The sequence below is a fragment of the Polymorphospora rubra genome, from assembly GCF_018324255.1.
Classification (GTDB): domain Bacteria; phylum Actinomycetota; class Actinomycetes; order Mycobacteriales; family Micromonosporaceae; genus Polymorphospora; species Polymorphospora rubra.
Map to the genome: position 1 here is coordinate 4,733,412 of NZ_AP023359.1, position 15,657 is coordinate 4,749,068.

16 protein-coding genes are annotated in these 15,657 nt (G+C 72.3%); 8 read left to right on the plus strand and 8 right to left on the minus strand.

Features of this window, described 5'->3' with window-relative positions:
- Positions 1–168: 168 nt before the first annotated feature.
- Together Prubr_RS21335 and Prubr_RS21340 are read left to right on the plus strand one after the other, a co-directional pair.
- Positions 169–408: a hypothetical protein gene (locus tag Prubr_RS21335; RefSeq protein WP_212816678.1), complete on the plus strand. Its 240-nt coding sequence runs from the start codon at positions 169–171 to the stop codon at positions 406–408.
- 11 nt (positions 409–419) lie between these two features.
- Positions 420–812, plus strand: coding sequence for a DUF418 domain-containing protein (locus Prubr_RS21340; protein WP_212816679.1), 393 nt, complete (start codon positions 420–422; stop codon positions 810–812).
- 75 nt (positions 813–887) lie between these two features.
- Here the strand turns inward: Prubr_RS21340 and Prubr_RS21345 are convergent, their stop codons facing one another.
- The gene (locus Prubr_RS21345; protein ID WP_212816680.1) at positions 888–1,871 is read right to left on the minus strand and encodes an NAD(P)-dependent alcohol dehydrogenase; all 984 of its coding nucleotides are present in this window, start codon (positions 1,869–1,871) and stop codon (positions 888–890) included.
- A gap of 114 nt (positions 1,872–1,985) precedes the next feature.
- Between Prubr_RS21345 and Prubr_RS21350 the strand changes: the two genes are divergently transcribed.
- On the plus strand, positions 1,986–2,705 hold the full coding sequence (locus tag Prubr_RS21350) for a TetR/AcrR family transcriptional regulator (protein WP_212816681.1): 720 nt from the start codon (positions 1,986–1,988) through the stop codon (positions 2,703–2,705).
- A gap of 124 nt (positions 2,706–2,829) precedes the next feature.
- On the opposite strand, the gene Prubr_RS21355 is transcribed toward Prubr_RS21350, so the two are convergent.
- Positions 2,830–5,760 (minus strand): AfsR/SARP family transcriptional regulator, encoded by a 2,931-nt coding sequence (locus Prubr_RS21355; RefSeq protein ID WP_212816682.1) that lies wholly within the window; start codon positions 5,758–5,760, stop codon positions 2,830–2,832.
- 122 nt (positions 5,761–5,882) lie between these two features.
- Between Prubr_RS21355 and Prubr_RS21360 the strand changes: the two genes are divergently transcribed.
- The 4 genes from Prubr_RS21360 to Prubr_RS21375 are packed head-to-tail and all read left to right on the plus strand — an operon-like array spanning position 5,883 to position 9,860.
- On the plus strand, positions 5,883–7,148 hold the full coding sequence (locus Prubr_RS21360; protein ID WP_212816683.1) for a sensor histidine kinase: 1,266 nt from the start codon (positions 5,883–5,885) through the stop codon (positions 7,146–7,148).
- Positions 7,145–7,840 (plus strand): response regulator, encoded by a 696-nt coding sequence (locus Prubr_RS21365; RefSeq protein WP_212816684.1) that lies wholly within the window; start codon positions 7,145–7,147, stop codon positions 7,838–7,840. Before Prubr_RS21360 ends, Prubr_RS21365 begins: the two co-directional genes overlap by 4 nt.
- A 53-nt stretch (positions 7,841–7,893) precedes the next feature.
- Complete coding sequence (locus Prubr_RS21370) at positions 7,894–8,787, plus strand: ABC transporter ATP-binding protein (protein WP_212816685.1); 894 nt, start codon at positions 7,894–7,896, stop codon at positions 8,785–8,787.
- A complete protein-coding gene (locus Prubr_RS21375; protein ID WP_212816686.1) occupies positions 8,784–9,860 on the plus strand; it encodes an ABC transporter permease in 1,077 nt (358 codons plus the stop codon). Before Prubr_RS21370 ends, Prubr_RS21375 begins: the two co-directional genes overlap by 4 nt.
- A 46-nt stretch (positions 9,861–9,906) precedes the next feature.
- Here the strand turns inward: Prubr_RS21375 and Prubr_RS21380 are convergent, their stop codons facing one another.
- The 5 genes from Prubr_RS21380 to Prubr_RS21400 all read right to left on the minus strand — a co-directional run bounded on the left by Prubr_RS21380 (position 9,907) and on the right by Prubr_RS21400 (position 14,634).
- Complete coding sequence (locus tag Prubr_RS21380) at positions 9,907–10,536, minus strand: response regulator (RefSeq protein ID WP_212816687.1); 630 nt, start codon at positions 10,534–10,536, stop codon at positions 9,907–9,909.
- Entirely contained in the window at positions 10,533–11,813 is a 1,281-nt protein-coding gene (locus Prubr_RS21385) for a sensor histidine kinase (protein ID WP_246567442.1), read from the minus strand. The genes Prubr_RS21380 and Prubr_RS21385 overlap by 4 nt, the downstream gene beginning before the upstream one ends.
- Before the next feature lie 3 nt (positions 11,814–11,816).
- On the minus strand, positions 11,817–12,557 hold the full coding sequence (locus Prubr_RS21390) for an ABC transporter permease (protein ID WP_246567445.1): 741 nt from the start codon (positions 12,555–12,557) through the stop codon (positions 11,817–11,819).
- A 9-nt stretch (positions 12,558–12,566) separates the two neighbouring features.
- Complete coding sequence (locus Prubr_RS21395) at positions 12,567–13,475, minus strand: ABC transporter ATP-binding protein (RefSeq protein WP_212816688.1); 909 nt, start codon at positions 13,473–13,475, stop codon at positions 12,567–12,569.
- A gap of 166 nt (positions 13,476–13,641) precedes the next feature.
- Positions 13,642–14,634 (minus strand): helix-turn-helix domain-containing protein, encoded by a 993-nt coding sequence (locus Prubr_RS21400; RefSeq protein WP_212816689.1) that lies wholly within the window; start codon positions 14,632–14,634, stop codon positions 13,642–13,644.
- A gap of 52 nt (positions 14,635–14,686) precedes the next feature.
- On the opposite strand from Prubr_RS21400, the gene Prubr_RS21405 reads away from it, so the two are divergent.
- Positions 14,687–15,082: a cupin domain-containing protein gene (locus Prubr_RS21405; protein WP_212816690.1), complete on the plus strand. Its 396-nt coding sequence runs from the start codon at positions 14,687–14,689 to the stop codon at positions 15,080–15,082.
- A gap of 26 nt (positions 15,083–15,108) precedes the next feature.
- Here the strand turns inward: Prubr_RS21405 and Prubr_RS21410 are convergent, their stop codons facing one another.
- Complete coding sequence (locus Prubr_RS21410) at positions 15,109–15,630, minus strand: GNAT family N-acetyltransferase (RefSeq protein ID WP_212816691.1); 522 nt, start codon at positions 15,628–15,630, stop codon at positions 15,109–15,111.
- Positions 15,631–15,657 lie beyond the last annotated feature (27 nt).

The following is a 15,657-nucleotide window of genomic DNA, read 5'->3' on the forward strand; positions in this document are numbered from 1 at the left end:
AGGTCCGGTATCGACCAAGGTGGTATGGCTACCGGACGGTGGGCGCGGTTGGCTGACCGGCATGTCAGCACCGCATCCGGACCTCCGGGATGTCTCGTGACGGCGGATCTGTCCCGCCCGGCCGCCCTCGCGACGCGTGCCCTGGGGCCCGACCTCGCACGTGGTTTCATGCTGTTGTTCATCGCCCTGGCCAACTCGCACTACTTCCTGCGTGGCCCGTCGGTGCTCGGCGGCTATCCGCGCGACGGATCCGGCGTCGACCAGGCTGTCACCTGGTTGCTCTCGACCTTCGTCGACGGTCGGGCGTTTCCGATGTTCGGGCTGCTGTTCGGGTACGGCGTCGCCCGGATCGCGCGCCGACAGCGGGCACTCGGGCCGCGGTGCTCGGCGCCCAACCGATCTCGCTGATGCTCGCCGGCGTGCTGACACCCCCGGACCGGTCGGCGCTCGAACTGTTCGGCTCCCTGCATGACGCGACGGGGGTTCTGGGCGGTTTCGGCTACGCCGCGCTGCTGTCGCTGATCGCCGTCCGGCTCCCGGCTCGCGGCCCTCGGCCGATGGTCGACGCGATCGCCGCGGTCGGTCAGCGATCGATGACCTGTTACCTGGCCCAGTCGGTGATCTGGGCGGTCGTCTTCACCCCGTTTCTGCTTGATCTCTCCGACCCCCTGACCGTCGCCGGCACGGCGCTTCTCGCCACCACGACGTGGCTGATCACCGTGCTGCTGGCGGACCGGATGCGGCGGACCGGACGACGGGGGCCGTTCGAGACACTGGTCCGCCGGGTCACCTACCGGGGGAGCGAGCGGTGATCCGCGTGCCGTCGGCCGGCGTGGCTCGACGGTTCCGGTCACGCAGCCGCCCGGGGTGGCGGGGCGGACGTCCGGTCAGATGGTGATGACGACTTTCGCCCGCGCGTGTTCGCCTTCGAGGTAGCGGATGGCCTGGGGCACCTCGTGGAGCGGATAGGTCCGGTCGATGACGGGGGTGAGGCGGCCGGCCTCGGCGTGGGCGCGGAGCGCGTCGAGGTGTTGCCGGCCGGGTGTGGCGTCGAGCCTGACGATGCGCTGCCGGACGAAGGGGGCCAGCAGTTGCCCGCGGGCCAGGAGCAGGACCGGTCCGAGGAGGCTGCCGCCGCGGTACACGCCGCCGCCGGAGAGCACGAGCGTTCCGGTCGGGGTCAGCGTCCGCCGGAGTGCGGTGAGCGAGCGGTTGCCGACCAGGTCGAAGACGACGTCGTGGCGGCGGGGGCCGTGGCTGAAGTCGTCGCGGGTGTAGTCGACGACGTGGTCGGCGCCCAGCGAGCGGACCAGGTCGACGTTGCGGGTGCTGCACACGGCGGTGACGGTGGCACCGAAGGCCTTGGCGAGTTGGACGGCCAGGGTGCCGACGCCGCCGGAGGCGCCGTTGACGAGGACGTGCTGGCCGGGTTCGACCCGACCGGCGTCGCGCAGTCCCATGAGCGCGGTGACGCCCGCCAGTGGCAGGGCGGCGGCCTGCTGCGGCGTCAGGTTCGCCGGCTTGGGGGCGACCAGGGTCTCGGGTAGGCAGACGTATTCGGCGAACGCGCCGTTGGCCTCGCCGAGGTCGCCGAACACGGCGTCACCGGGGCGTACCTGTCGGACGTCGGCGCCGACGGCCTCGACCCGGCCGGCGAAGTCGCGGCCGCGGATGCGGGCGCGGGGCTTCGACCGCCCCATGGCCAGCCGTGCCATCCGCGGGTCGCCGCGCATGGCGTGCCAGTCGTACGCGTTGAGGGCGGCGGCCTCGACCCGGACGAGCACTTCGTCGGCGGCGGGCACCGGAGTGTCGACGTCGGCGAGGGTGAGCGTCTCCGGCGGGCCGTATCGATCCTGGACGATGGCCTTCATTTTTTCCTCCCTCCGGGTGTACGGCGTACACCTCATGAGAGATAAAGTAGGTGTACGGCGTACACCTGTCAAGGCGGTTATGGTTTCAACCGCCGCCGGAAGACGAGGATCAAGATGGCTGAGCAGGCTGAGACGCTGCGCCGGACGCCGCTGAGCAGGGACCGGATCCTGCGCGCCGCCGTCGCGCTCGCCGACGGGGCCGGGATCGAGTCCCTCAGCATGCGCAACCTCGCCCAGGAACTGGGCGTCGTGCCGATGGCCCTCTACAAGCACGTCACCAACAAGGACGAACTGCTCGACGGCATGATCGACGTGGTCGTCGGTGAGATCGACCCGGCGGTGCCCGACGCCGACTGGAAGCACGTGATCCGCGGCCGCATCCTCTCGGCGCGGCAGATGCTGCTGCGCCACCCCTGGGCATCGCTCGCGATCGAGTCGCGGAACATGGCGACGCCGGCGATCCTCGCCTACCTCGACGCGATCGTCGGGACGTTGCGGGCCGGCGGGTTCTCCGCCAACCTCGCCCACCACGTGATGCACGCGATGGGCAGCCGGGTCCTGGGCTTCAGCCAGGAGCTGTTCGACACCTCCCGGCGTGCCGGCCGGTCCGGCGCGGCCGACCCGGAACCGCCGGCCGCGGGTTTTCCGCCGGAGGTCGCGGCCCGGTTCCCGCACCTCGCGGAGATCGCCACGGCGGCGTCCCACGACGACGCGTCGGTCGTCGGGCAGGGCTGCGACGACCAGTTCGAGTTCGAGTTCGCGCTGGACCTGCTGCTGGACGGCATCGAACGGCTGCGACAGCAGGGCTGGACGTCGTCGCACCGATCCCGCTGAGACGGTCGGTGACGTACCCCGTGACGGCCCGGCGCCGGCGGTCACTCCCGGCAGGCCGGTTGAACTGATCGCCGAGGCACCCGTTCGACCCTGGCGACGGCCGCGCCCGGCCCGCCGGACGGGATCACAGGTGCCCGAAGAACTCCTCGTACTGCGGCTCCCGGCAGCCGGGCGTCGAACGGGCCAGTGCCCGGGCCGCCTCGGCGAGCCGGGACGCGGCCGCCGCGTCCCCCGCCGCGGCCTCGGCCCGGCCCGCCGCCTGCCGGGCGACCGCCAGCATGTAGCGGTCGCCGGTCCGGTGGGCGAGTTCGGCGGCCCGGTCCGCGGCACGACGGGCCGCCTTCGGCTCGTCGAGCCGAAGGCGTGCGGCCGCCGCGCACAGGTACGCCTCGCAGCGTGACGGCAGGTCACCCGACCGTTCCGTGGCGGCCACGGCCGAATCGAGGCAGGACAGTGCCTGCGACCATCGACCCGACCGGCACAGCAGCTGCCCCCGCATGCTGAGCGCGGCACCTTCCAGGCCGGCCGCGTCGATCTCCGCGGCGATCCGCAGCGCCTCGTCGACGTCGGCGAACGCCTGTTCCGCCGCGCCGGCGGACAGCCGTACCTGGGCGGCGTTGCTCAGGCTCGCGCCGATCAGCAACGGCTTGCCCAGCGCCCGTCGTACGGCCAGCGCCTCGTCGTGATGGGCGAGGGCGCTCGCCACCCGCCCCATCCGGTAGTGCAGGTTGCCCAACGCCTCCAGGCAGGCGGAGGTCCGGTCGGGATCCCCGATGGAACGGATGAGATCGAGACACTCCAGCAGGTCCGTCTCGGCCTGCCGGGGATCACCGGCACCCTTGCGGAGGCTGGCGCGGTAGAACAGCGCCGCGGAGCGCTCCAGGGTCAGTCCGAGCCGCGCGGTCATCGCCACGGCGCCGTCGATGATCTCGTACGCCTCGTGCCAGTAACCGTGCCGGCGCAGTGCGGCGACGCTGGCCCAGGCGAGTGACGCGGCGACCGCGGCCGTGTCGCGGTCGGCCGCGGCCCCGAGCGTGAAGGAGGCCACGATGTTCGCGTGCTCGTCGGCCAGCCAGGTGGTGGCCTCGGCGGCGGTGGTCGGCGGTTCGTGCCGCCCGGCGGTGCCCGGCTGCCGGGCTCCCGCCGGCGACCAGCCGGCGTTGGCGAGCCGTTCGATGTCGCGTGCCCCGTGCAGGTACATGTCGAGCAGCCGGCGCAACGCCGTCGACCGTTCGCCGTGCGGCTCGGCCTTGGCCTGCTCCACCGCGAACAGGCGCACCAGGTCGTGTACGACGTAGGTGCCCGGCCGGCGCGGCTCGATCAGCCGGTGGTCGGCCAGGTGGTCGAGTACGTGTTCGGCGGCCGCGGGCGGCTCGTCCAGCAGCGCCGCGGCCGCCCGCCCGGTCACCGCCGGCAGGGTGACGGTGCCCAGGAGGCGGAACGCGGCGGCCGCCCGCCGGTCGCGTACCGTCCCGGCCTCCAGCGCCTCGTAGGTGACCCGGATCGACGGGCGTACGCCGAGATCGTCGAACTCCAGTTCGTCGAGGCGGATCCGCGGGTCGTCGAGCCGCTCCACCAGCCGGTCCAGCGGCCACCCGGGTCGGCTCGCCAGCCGGGCACCCACGATGCGGATCGCCAGCGGCAGGCGTCCGCACAGGTCGACGAGGCGCCGGGCGGCCGCCGGCTGTGCGCTGACCCGGTCGGTGCCGCAGTCCGTGGCGAGCAGGGCCAAGGCCTCGGCAGCGGGCAGCACGTCGACGGCGACATGGCGGCTGTTGGGCAGCGTGGCGAGCATCCGTCTGCTGGTTATCAGCGTCGCGCACGACCGGTCGGCCGGCAGGAGCGCCTTGACCTGGGCCGCGTCGCGGGCGTTGTCGAGCACGACGAGTACGGCCCGCCCGGCCAGCGCGGTGCGGTACGCGGCTGTCGCCTCGCCGAGCGAGGACTGTGCCGTGTTGTCGGCCACGCCGAGGGCCCGCAGGAAACGACCCAGGACGTCGACCGGGGTCAGCGGTGGCAGGTTGGCGTCGGAGCCCTGGAGGTCGACGTACAGGGTGCCGTCGGGGTAACGCGACTGGACCTGGGCGGCGAGGTGGATGGCCAGCGCCGACTTGCCGACCCCGGCCGGTCCGTGCAGCGCCACGACCGGGCTGGCGGCGGATCCGTCGAGCCGGTCGAGGGCGGAACCGATCTCGGCCCGGCGTCCGACGAGGTCGTCGATGCCCGACGGGAGCTGCCGTACGGCCGGGCGGCGTACGGCCGGCACCGGCACGGCGGTCGGCTCCGGCCGTTCGGCGAGCAGGCCCGGCTCGTGGTGGAGGATGTCCCGGTAGAGGCGGTCCAGCCAGGGGCTTGGATCGAGCCCGGTCTGGTCGGTCAGGGTCCGGCGCGCCCGCAGGTACGCGTCGACGGCACCGGCGACGTCGCCGGTGCGGTACAACGCCGTCATGAGCTGTCCCCAGCCCCGCTGGCGCAGCGGATGTTCCTCGACGTGCCTGCGCAGACGTCCGATCAGCTCCGCGGCGCCACCGAGTTCGAGTTTCACCTGGATGTGGTCTTCCTCGACGGTCAGTCGGTGCTCTTCGAGGCTGGCCACGCGGCCGGCCAGCGGCGGCGGGAGGGGCAGTCCGACCAGCGGCGAACCGCGCCACACCGCCAGTGCGTGGGCCAGACCGGTCTCGGCGGCGGCCAGGTCACCGGCGTCGAGGGCGTCCCGCCCCCGCCGCGCCGCGTCGTGGAATTCGTCGACGTCCCGTTCGCCGGGGCGTACGTCCAGCAGGTAGCCGCCGGTGCGGGTGTGCAGCCGGCAGTCGGTGTCCGACCCGTCGCGCAGGATCCGACGCAGGCCGTGGGCGTACGTCCGCAGGTTCGCCGTCGCCGACGTCGGCGGGTCGTCCCAGAGCAGGTCGATGAGTTGCCCGACGGGCACCCTCTCGTTCGGGCTCAGCAGGAGCGACGCGCACAGCAGTCGCTGCTTGACCGACCCCAGCGGAACCGGGCGGCCGTCGACCTGGACGTCGAGTGGGCCGAGCAACAGGAAACGCAGGGCCGTCACGGCGCGTTTCTATCACGGGGGAAAGCAGCCATCACCAGCGACAACGTAGCCCGTCCCGTCGAGTGGGACGGCGCCCGCGGGGCGGGTCGTCGTCGGCCGGGCCGATGTGCCATCGTCGCCGCATGACCGTGGAGCTGACGCCGTGGCGGCGACCCGGGCCGTCGCCCGAGCAGCGGCGCACCGACGTCCTGGTGGGCGTGGCGGTGACGGCGGGGGCGCTGCTCAACCTCACGCTGGTCAACAGCACCGGGCTGTTCGCCCTCGGCCCACCGCCCGGCTGGCCCGAGCAGGTGTTCTGGACCGTGGCCTGCACGCTGCCGCTGGCCCTGCGCCGGCGCTTCCCGGCCACCGTCGCGATCGTGATCTCCGTGGCCTTCGTCGCGGCCCAGCAGCGGCACTCGCCGGAGCAGATGGTCACCAGCGCGGCGCTCTACGCGGCCGTGTACGCCGTCGGTGCCTGGAGCGCCGACCGCGTCCTGGCCCGCCGGGTACGGATCGGCATCATCGCCGCGATGTTCGGCTGGCTCGCGATTTCCTCGGTGGTGTCGACGACCAACCTTCCGCCGGACGTGTTTCCCAACGCGAGCGGTCCGCTGGAGCCGCTGCTCGCCGGCATTGTCAGTACGGTGCTCCTCAACGTGCTGTTCTTCGGTTTCGCGTACCTCTTCGGCGACACGGCGTGGACGTCCGCCCGCCGGCAGCACCAGCTGGAGGTGCAGGCCGAGGAACTGCGCCGGTCGCAGGCCGAGGCCGCGCAGGCCGCCGTCATGGGCGAGCGGGTACGTATCGCCCGCGAACTGCACGACGTCGTGGCCCATCATGTGTCGGTGATGGGTGTACAGGCCGCGGCGACCCGGCGGGTGCTGGACAGGGATCCGGGCAAGGCACGCACCATGCTGGCGGCGGTCGAGCAGAGTGCCCGCACCGCCGTCGACGAACTGCGCCGGATGCTCAACCTGTTGCGCGTGGGCGGCCCGGGGGTGGACGAGCGGCCGGGCGGCGCCGGCGTCGACCGGGTCGCCGACCTGGTCGCCAACGCCCGGGACGCCGGTCTCGACGCCTCCTTCGGCGTGTACGGCGAGCCGGTGCCGCTACCGGAGTCGCTGTCGCAGGCGGCGTACCGGATCATCCAGGAGGCGATCACCAACACGCTGAAGCACGCCGGCGCGACGAAGCTGGACGTACGCATCCGGTACCACGCCGCCGAACTGGAGATCGACGTGGCCGACGACGGGCGCGGCGCGCCCCGACCCGCCGGCGTCGGGCTCGGTCTCATCGGCATGCGCGAGCGGGTGACCGCCCACGACGGCACGCTGACGACCGACGCGCGGCCCACCGGAGGTTTCCGGGTCCGGGCCCGCTTCCCGCTGGTACGGGTGACGGCGTGAACACGATCCGGGTACTGCTCGCCGACGACCACCACCTCGTACGGACCGGGTTCCGGGTCATCCTCGAGACGGAGGACGACATCGAGGTGGTCGGTGAGGCGTCCGACGGGCGGCAGGCGGTCGACCTGGCCGACCGGGAACGGCCCGACGTGGTGCTGATGGACATCGAGATGCCCGGTGTCGACGGGCTGGAGGCGACCCGGCGGATAGTAGCGGCCGACGCCGGACCCGCCGTGCTGGTCCTTACCACCTTCGACCGCGACGACTACCTGTTCGCCGCCCTGCAGGCCGGCGCCAGTGGCTTCCTGCTGAAGAACGGCACGCCGGAGGCGCTGATCCACGCGGTGCGGGTGGTGGCCCGCGGCGACGCCCTGCTCGCGCCCGAGATCACCCGCCGGGTCATCGCCCGCTTCACCGGGCCGGACGGAATGGCGGAGAGTGGCCGCACCGACGGCGCCCGGCTGTCCGAGCTGACCCCGCGCGAGCACGAGGTGCTGGTGCTGCTGGCCGGCGGCGCGACCAACGCCGACATCGCGGCCACCCTCTTTCTCGGCGAGGCGACGGTGAAGACCCACGTCAGCCACGTGCTGACCAAGCTGGGACTGCGGAACCGGACGCACGCGGTCGTGTACGCGTACGAGCACGGCGTCGTCACCCCCGGTGGGCGGCATCCGTCGCGCGACGGACCCTGACGATCGATCGTGGGACGGAGGTCATCGGCATCCGCCGCGCCTACGGTCGATGCATGACTTCGCTCCTGCAACTGAAGGCGGTACACCGCGCCTTCGGGGATCGCAGCGTGCTCAGGGACGTCACCTTCGACGTGACGCCGGGCCGCCTGACCGGATTCGTGGGCGCCAACGGCGCGGGCAAGACGACCACGATGCGCATCATCATGGGCGCTCTCGCGGCCGACTCGGGCACGGTGACCTGGGGCGGTGCCCCGCTGACCCGCGACGACCGGCGTCGCTTCGGCTACATGCCGGAGGAGCGCGGGCTCTACCCGAAGATGTCCGTCAGCGAACAGTTGATCTACCTCGGCCGGCTGCACGGCCTCGGCGCGGACGCCGCCACCCGCAACGTCGACGCCCTGCTCGACCGCCTCGGGCTGAGCGAGCGGGCCGGCGACAAGCTGGAGAAGCTGTCACTGGGCAACCAGCAGCGGGCCCAGATCGCCGCCGCACTCGTCCACGAACCGGACCTGCTGGTGCTGGACGAGCCGTTCTCCGGCCTCGACCCGCTCGCCGTCGACACCGTGCTGACGGTGTTGCGCGAGTACACCGCGCGCGGCGTCGGCGTGCTGTTCTCCAGCCACCAGTTGGAGGTCGTCGAGCGCCTCTGCGACGACCTGGTCATCATCGGTGAGGGCGCGATCCGGGCCGCCGGCAGCCGGGAGCAGTTGCGCCGGGCCCACGCCCTGCCGCGCTACGAGATCCGCGTCGACGGCGACGCCGGGTGGCTGCGCGACCAGCCCGGCGTGACCCTGGTCGATCTCGACGGCGCGCACGCCGTCTTCGACCTGGCCGCCGGCACCGACGACCAGTCGGTGCTGCGCTCCGCGCTCGACCGCGGGCCGGTACGCGTGTTCCGCCCCGTCACCCCGTCCCTGGCCGAAATCTTCCGGGAGGTCGTCCGATGACCACCTTCGACGCCGCCCGCATCGTCGCGGCCCGCGAGATCCGGGTCAAGCTGCGGGACAAGACGTTCATCTGGAGCACGATCATCTTCCTGGTGATCGTGGCCGCCGCCACGGTACTGCCGAACATCTTCGGCGGCGGCCCGTCCTCGGTGGCCGTGGTCCAGGGCCCCGCGGCAACGGCACTGGCCGACGCCGGGCTCGAGGTCCGCACGGTCGGCGATGACGCGGAGGCCGAACGGCTGGTCCGTGCCGGCGACGTCGACGCGGCGGTGGTCACCGGTCCGCGCGTACTGGCGATGGACGACGCACCGTCGGACGTGGTCAACGCCCTCAGCGCCCGCCCGGCCGTCGAACTGCTCGACCCGGACGCGGTCGATCCGACGCTCGCGTTCCTCGTCCCGTACGCGTTCGCGTTCGTCTTCTTCATGACGTCCCTGACGTTCGGGTTGCAGATCGCGCAGAGCGTCACCGAGGAGAAGCAGACCCGGGTCGTGGAGATCCTGGTGGCGACGGTGCCGATCCGGGCGCTGCTGGCCGGCAAGGTGATCGGTGGGGCGGTCCTGGCCTTCGGGCAGATCGCGCTGATCGCCGCCGTCGCCTACGTCGGGGCGTCGATAGCCGGCGCACCGGGCGAACTGCTCTCGCTGCTCGGCCCGGCGATCGGCTGGTTCCTGCCGTTCTTCGTGGTCGGGTTCGTGATGCTGGCCGCGCTGTGGGCCGCCGTCGGCGCCCTGGTGAGCCGGCAGGAGGACATCGGCGCCGCGTCGACGCCGATGCAGATGGTCGTGATGCTGCCGTTCTTCGCCGTCATCTTCCTGCAGGACAACCCGACGGTCATGACCCTGCTGTCGTACCTGCCGGTGTCGTCGCCGACCGCGATGCCGGTACGGCTGTTCAGCGGCGACGCGGCCGGCTGGGAGCCGATCCTGTCGCTGGTGATCCTCGCGGCGACCGCGGTGGCGATGCTGTTCGTCGGCGCCCGGATCTACGAGGGGTCACTGCTGAAGACCGGCGGCCGGACGGGGTTCGCGGCGGCCTGGCGCGACCGGGAGGCCGCCCGCCTGACCAAGTGAGCGCGGTGGGCCGGACGGGCCGGGAGCCCGTCCGGCCCACCACCTCTCAGCTGCCTGGGGTGAGGTAGCCGCGGGAGAACGCCGTTGCCACGGCCGCCGCCCGGTCGTTGACGCCGAGCTTCGCGTACACGTGCAGCAGGTGCGTCTTGACCGTCGCCTCGCTGATGAACAGCTGCCGCGCCGCCTCGCGGTTCGTCGACCCCCGGGCGATCAGCTCCAGGACCTCCAGCTCACGCTGGGACAGCGGCTCGGAAGCGGGCTGGCGGATCTGGCCCATGAGCCGGGTCGCGACGGCGGGGGAGAGCACCGCCTTGCCCCGCGCCGCGGCCTCCACCGCGCGGAACAGTTCCTCCCTCGGCGCGTCCTTCAGCAGGTAGCCGGTGGCGCCCGCCTGGATGGCCGGCAGGACGTCGCTGTCGGTGTCGTACGTGGTGAGCACCAGCACCCGCGCCGGCACACCGCGTTTCGTCAGTTCCCGGATGGCGGTGACCCCGTCGGTCCCCGGCATCCGCAGATCCATCAGGATCACGTCGGGTCGCAGGCTCTCCCCGGCGGTGATCGCCTCCGCGCCGTCACCGGCCTCGCCGAGCACCTCGAAGCGCGGGTCGGCGCTGAACATGCTGCGCAACCCGTCCCGTACCACCGGATGGTCGTCGACGATCAGCAGCGAGATCACAACCGGGCTCCCGCCGGGATGGCCGGCACGGTCGCCGAGATCGCCGTGCCGCCACCCGGTTCGGACTCGATGTCCAACCGGCCGGCGAGGCGCTGCACCCGCTGCCGCATCCCGGCGAGCCCGAACCCCCCGTTCGCGGAACCGTTGGCCCGCTTGGCGTTGGGCTCGAAACCCACCCCGTCGTCGCGTACGTCCAGGGTCACCAGATCCTCCATATAGGACAGGGTCAGGCCGACGCGGCTGGCCTTGGCGTGCTTGGCCACGTTGGCGAGCGCCTCCTGTGCCGCCCGCAGCAGCGTCACCTCCACGTCGGCGTGCATCGGCCGGGGGTCGCCGGTGGTGGTCAGCACCGCGTCGATGTGGTTCACCTCCGACCAGCGCCTGGTGACGTCGTTGATCGCGTCCGGGAGCCGGGCCTCGGCGAGCATCGCCGGCCCCACCGCGTGGACCGTCCGGCGGGCCTCGGTGAGGCTCTCCCGGGCCAGGTCGATCGCGTTCGTCACGTGCCGGCGGACCGTGGAGGGCTCGTCCGGCGTCTGCTCGGCCGCCTGCAACTGGGTGAGGATGCCGGCCAGGCCCTGGGCCAGGGTGTCGTGGATCTCCCGGGCCATCCGCTGCCGCTCGTCCAGCACCCCGGCCTCGCGCGCCTGGACCAGCAACTGGGCGTGCAGGCCGGCGTTCTCCTCCAGCGCCGCCTCCAGCTTGAGGTTGGCCTCGTGCAACTCGGCGAGTGCCCGCTTCTGCCGGTCGTTGCGCTGGTGGTCCATCTCCGCGAAGTAGAAGAACGCCCCGGCCAGCACCATGGTGATCAGGGCGAGGGCCGACCACTCCCACCAGCCCCCGCCGGTCCTGATGTCGGCCACGCCGCCCATGTACGACACGGCCTGGATCGCCGCCGTGGCGGCGACGCCGACGTAGCGCCAGGGGCGCTCGAGAAGAACGAACGCGTGGACGTAGCCGATGAAGGTGAAGATGCCGAACCAGGGCGCGAGCGCCACGAGGCCCGCGCCCAGCACGATCAGCCCCACGTAGTACAGGCCCATCACCGGCCCGGTCTCGTGCCAGTGCCGGTGCGTCTGGAACCAGGCCAGCCAGATCGCGGTCACGGCTGCCAGCCCGAGCACGGTGGGCAGGTGCACCGGCTCGTCCCAGAACGGTTGCAGAAGCGTGACGAGGGTGCTGACCGAGAGCAGGGCGTACGGCAGGGCCTTGATGAAGGCGAACTCCCGGCGCTCCCACCGGTCGAACTCCTCACGCAGCTCGGCCTCGATGCCCACGACCTACTCCCAGCGGAAGTACCGCGCGGCCAGCCCGCCGGCCACGACTATCCACCCCAGCATGACCGCCATGTGCAGCAGCGACGGCCAGTGACCGGCCGTGGCGTCCTGCAATGATTGCACGCCGGCTCCCAGGGGAGTGAAGTCGCTGATCGTCCGCAGGACGTCGTTCATCGCCTCGCGGGGCAGCCACAGGCCGGCGAAGAACATGATCGGGAAGAGCAGCACCGTGCCGGCCGCGCCGGCGCTCTTGCCGGACGGCGCCAGCGAGGCCACCAGCAGCCCGATCATGAACATCGCCAGCGCGCTCAGCAGGAAGGCCACCAGGTAGGCGGGAAGTCCACGCGGCAGGCGCACGTCGAACGCCAACCGGCCGACGGCCAGCACGACCAGCATCGTGACCACCGACATGACCGTGCACATCAACAGTTGGGCGCCGAGCATCACCGTCGGCTTGACCGGGGTGGTCCGCATCCGCCGCAGGACGCCCTTCTCGCGATAGGTGGCGAACTGCTGCGGCAGGCCGGTCATGGCGAACATCGTGATGCCCATCGCGACGACGATCGGCGCGTACAGGTCGATGATCCGCAGACCGCCGAGGTCGGCGGCGGGTTCCCGGAACGACGGGATCGCGCCGAAGATGACGAGCAGGACCGGGGGGAACGCGAGCGCGAAGCCCACGCTCATCGGCTCGCGGAAGAACAGCCTGGTCTCGGTGACGGTGAGTCGGAACAGGGCGGACACGACATCTCCTCAGTTGTCGACGGGGCGGCCGGTGAGCGCGACGAACGCGTCGTCCAGCGAGGTCTGCTCGACCCGCAGGTCGGCGGCGACGACTTGGTGGCGGGCGAGGACGGTGGTGACGGCGAGCAGCAGGTTGCCGGTGCCGGTCACCACAAGCTGGCCGCCGGCCCGCTCGACGGACGTGACCTCGGGTAATCCGGTCAGCAGGGCGTGGTCCAGCGGCGCCGAGGGCCGGAAGCGGATCCGTTGCCGGTCGTCGACCCTGGCGACCAGCCCGGCCGGGGTGTCGAGCGCGACGAGCCGGCCGGAGTCGATCACGGCGAGCCGGTCGCAGAGCCGCTCCGCCTCCTCCATGAAGTGCGTGACCAGCAGAATCGTGACGCCCCGGTCGCGGACGCCCTCGATGAGGTCCCACGTGTCGCGGCGGGCCTGCGGGTCGAGACCGGTGGTGAGTTCGTCGAGCACCGCCACCCGCGGGTTGCCGACCAGCGCGAGCGCGATCGACAGCCGTTGCTTCTGCCCGCCGGACAGCCGGCGGAACTGGGTGCCCAGCTTGTCGGTGAGGCGCAGGGTGTCGATCAGCTCCCGCCAGTCGGCGGGGGCGCGGTAGAAGGAGCTGTACAGCTCCATCGCCTCGCCGACCCTGAGCTTGTCGGGCAGCTCGCTGGCCTGAAGTTGCGCGCCGAGCAGCTGGCGCAGCTCGCCGGTGTCCCGGCGCGGGTCGATGCCGCAGACCCGGATGCTCCCGCCGTCCGGGGTGCGCAGCCCCTCGACGCACTCCACGGTGGTGGTCTTGCCGGCCCCGTTCGGACCGAGGATGCCGAATATCTCGCCCTGCTCGACGGCGAAGCCGACCCCGTTCACCGCGGTGTGGTCGCCGTAGCGTTTGACGAGGTTGTCCACCTCGATGATTGCCATGACCGAAGCCTGCCGTCCGGCACGGGCCGCCGAATCGACCGCGCGGCCCCGGCCGGCGGCGACCCCGATGGATGCCGCCGTCAACCGGTTGGTTGATGCCCGGGTCGGTAACGGCGGCCGGACGTCGGGTGCCGCCTGCGCTCCGACTCCGGGCCGGCCGGGGTCGCTAGCCCGCCCCCGGCCCGAACCGGCGACGGTACGCCGACGGGGCGAGGCCCGTCTCGCGGCGCATCAGGGCGCGCAGGTTGGCGGCGGTGCCCAGGCCGCTGCGCCGGGCGACCAGCTCGAAGCGTGACTCACCCCGCTCGATCAGCCGGGTTGCCAGGGCGAGGCGTTCGCGGGTGAGCCACGCCAGCGGGGTCGTACCCAGTTGGGCCCGGAATCGGCGGTGCAGCGTCGCCGGGCTGACCCGGGCGTGTGCCGCGAGGTCGGACACCGTCAGCGGCGCGTCCAGGCTCTCCTGTGCCCAGGCCAGGACGGGTGCGAGGGACTCGTCGGGGATGTCGGGCATGGGGCGTCTGATGAACTGCCGTTGGCCGCCGTCGCGGTGCGCCGCGAAGACCAGTCGTCGGCTGACGGTGTTGGCGATCTCCGCGCCGTGGTCCCGGCGGACGATGTGCAGCCCGAGGTCGAGTGCGGCGGCGCTGCCGGCCGAGGTGAGGAGTTCACCGTCGTCGACGAACAACACGTCCTCCTCGAGCCGTACGGCGGGGAAGCGGGCCCGGAACGTGTCCGCCCACTGCCAGTGTGCGGTGGCGCGGCGGCCGTCCAGGATGCCTGCCTCGGCGAGGGTGAAGGCGCCGCTGCAGAAGCCGACCAGTCGCGCGCCGCGGGCGTGGGCCCGCCGTACGGCGTCCAGTACGGCCGGGCGGCGGGGGACGTCGACGTCGGGCCGGTTGGGGACGATCAGGGTGTCGGCCGAGTCGACCGCTTCCAGACCGGCGACTCCGGTGAGGGTGAAGAAGCCGTCCCGCATCAGGATGCCCGGCTCGGGTGAGCAGAGGCGGAAGTCGTACAGGTCGCGGCCGATCTCGGGTCGACGCAGGCCGAAGACCTCGGTCGCGCAGCCGAGTTCGAACGGGTTCGAGTTCTCGTCGACGATCACGACGACCCGGTGCGGACCCGCCGTGGAAACTGCATGCGAGGAATCTTGCGGCATCTGCAATTCCTAGCACTCACGTCGGCCGCGTCCGACCGGCGAGGATCCCCTCATGAGCAACGAACCCATCGCCCTGCGCCAGGCCCTGGCCTCCTTCGACGCCCTGTGGAGTCCCCGGATCGTCACCCGGGTCAACGACTACGACGTACGCGTCGCCCAGGTCGAGGGCGAGCACGTCTGGCACGTCCACGACGACACCGACGAGTTCTTCCTGGTACTCGACGGGGAACTGCACATCTCGCTGCGCGAGCCGGCGGGGGAGCGCACCGTCCGGCTCCCGCGGGGCGCGGTCTTCACCGTCCCGAAGGGCACGGAACACAAGCCGTACGCTCCGACCCGCACCGCGATCCTCCTGTTCGAGCCCACCGGAACGTCGTCCGTCGGTGACCGCCACGAGCGGATTCCGGCCCACGTCGACGCGACGACAGGGCACACACTCGAATCCTGACGGCCCCGGTCCCGGCCGGGTCGAGATCAGCGGCCCAGGGGGATCCAGTAGCGCCTGACCGGGCCGAGTGCGGTGTCGCGGATGCCGTCGAGTACGCCGCCGTTGCGTTCGATCGTGCGGGCCGAGGCGACGTTGTCCCCGGCACAGACGACGAGGACGCGGTCCGGGCCCAGGACGGCGCGGGCCTCGCCGAGCATCTCGCCCAGCGCCCAGCCCGCCAGGCCGCGGCGGCGGGCGGACGGGCGTACGCCGTAGCCGAGGTGGCCGAGGTCGTCGTCGTACCTGTGCCGCAGGGCGATTCCGCCGAGCACCCGGCCGTTCTCGACGATCCAGCGGGGTGAGCCGTGCGGCCCGTCCGGGCAGGGCTCCCCGGCCGGATGGGTCAGCCGGACCCGCTTGTGCACCCAGGCGGCGAAGCCGTCGGGGGAGTCCACGTCGTCGTCGGCGCCCAGACCGAAGCCGTCCTCGTGTAGGCCCGGACCCCAGTCGTCGCGGCACTCCAGGAAGGCGGCGTGCAGACGGACGGTCGGCAGGATCAGCTCGGGCATCCGGTGACGGTACCCGGGGCCCGGCCG

Coding starts and splice junctions, on each gene's coding strand:
- Prubr_RS21335 (WP_212816678.1), top strand. CDS start 169: ATGCTGTTGTTCATCGCCCTGGCCAACTCGCACTACTTCCTGCGTGGC.
- Prubr_RS21345 (WP_212816680.1), bottom strand. CDS start 1,871: ATGAAGGCCATCGTCCAGGATCGATACGGCCCGCCGGAGACGCTCACC.
- Prubr_RS21350 (WP_212816681.1), top strand. CDS start 1,986: ATGGCTGAGCAGGCTGAGACGCTGCGCCGGACGCCGCTGAGCAGGGAC.
- Prubr_RS21360 (WP_212816683.1), top strand. CDS start 5,883: ATGACCGTGGAGCTGACGCCGTGGCGGCGACCCGGGCCGTCGCCCGAG.
- Prubr_RS21370 (WP_212816685.1), top strand. CDS start 7,894: ATGACTTCGCTCCTGCAACTGAAGGCGGTACACCGCGCCTTCGGGGAT.
- Prubr_RS21375 (WP_212816686.1), top strand. CDS start 8,784: ATGACCACCTTCGACGCCGCCCGCATCGTCGCGGCCCGCGAGATCCGG.
- Prubr_RS21395 (WP_212816688.1), bottom strand. CDS start 13,475: ATGGCAATCATCGAGGTGGACAACCTCGTCAAACGCTACGGCGACCAC.
- Prubr_RS21400 (WP_212816689.1), bottom strand. CDS start 14,634: ATGCCGCAAGATTCCTCGCATGCAGTTTCCACGGCGGGTCCGCACCGG.
- Prubr_RS21405 (WP_212816690.1), top strand. CDS start 14,687: ATGAGCAACGAACCCATCGCCCTGCGCCAGGCCCTGGCCTCCTTCGAC.
- Prubr_RS21410 (WP_212816691.1), bottom strand. CDS start 15,630: ATGCCCGAGCTGATCCTGCCGACCGTCCGTCTGCACGCCGCCTTCCTG.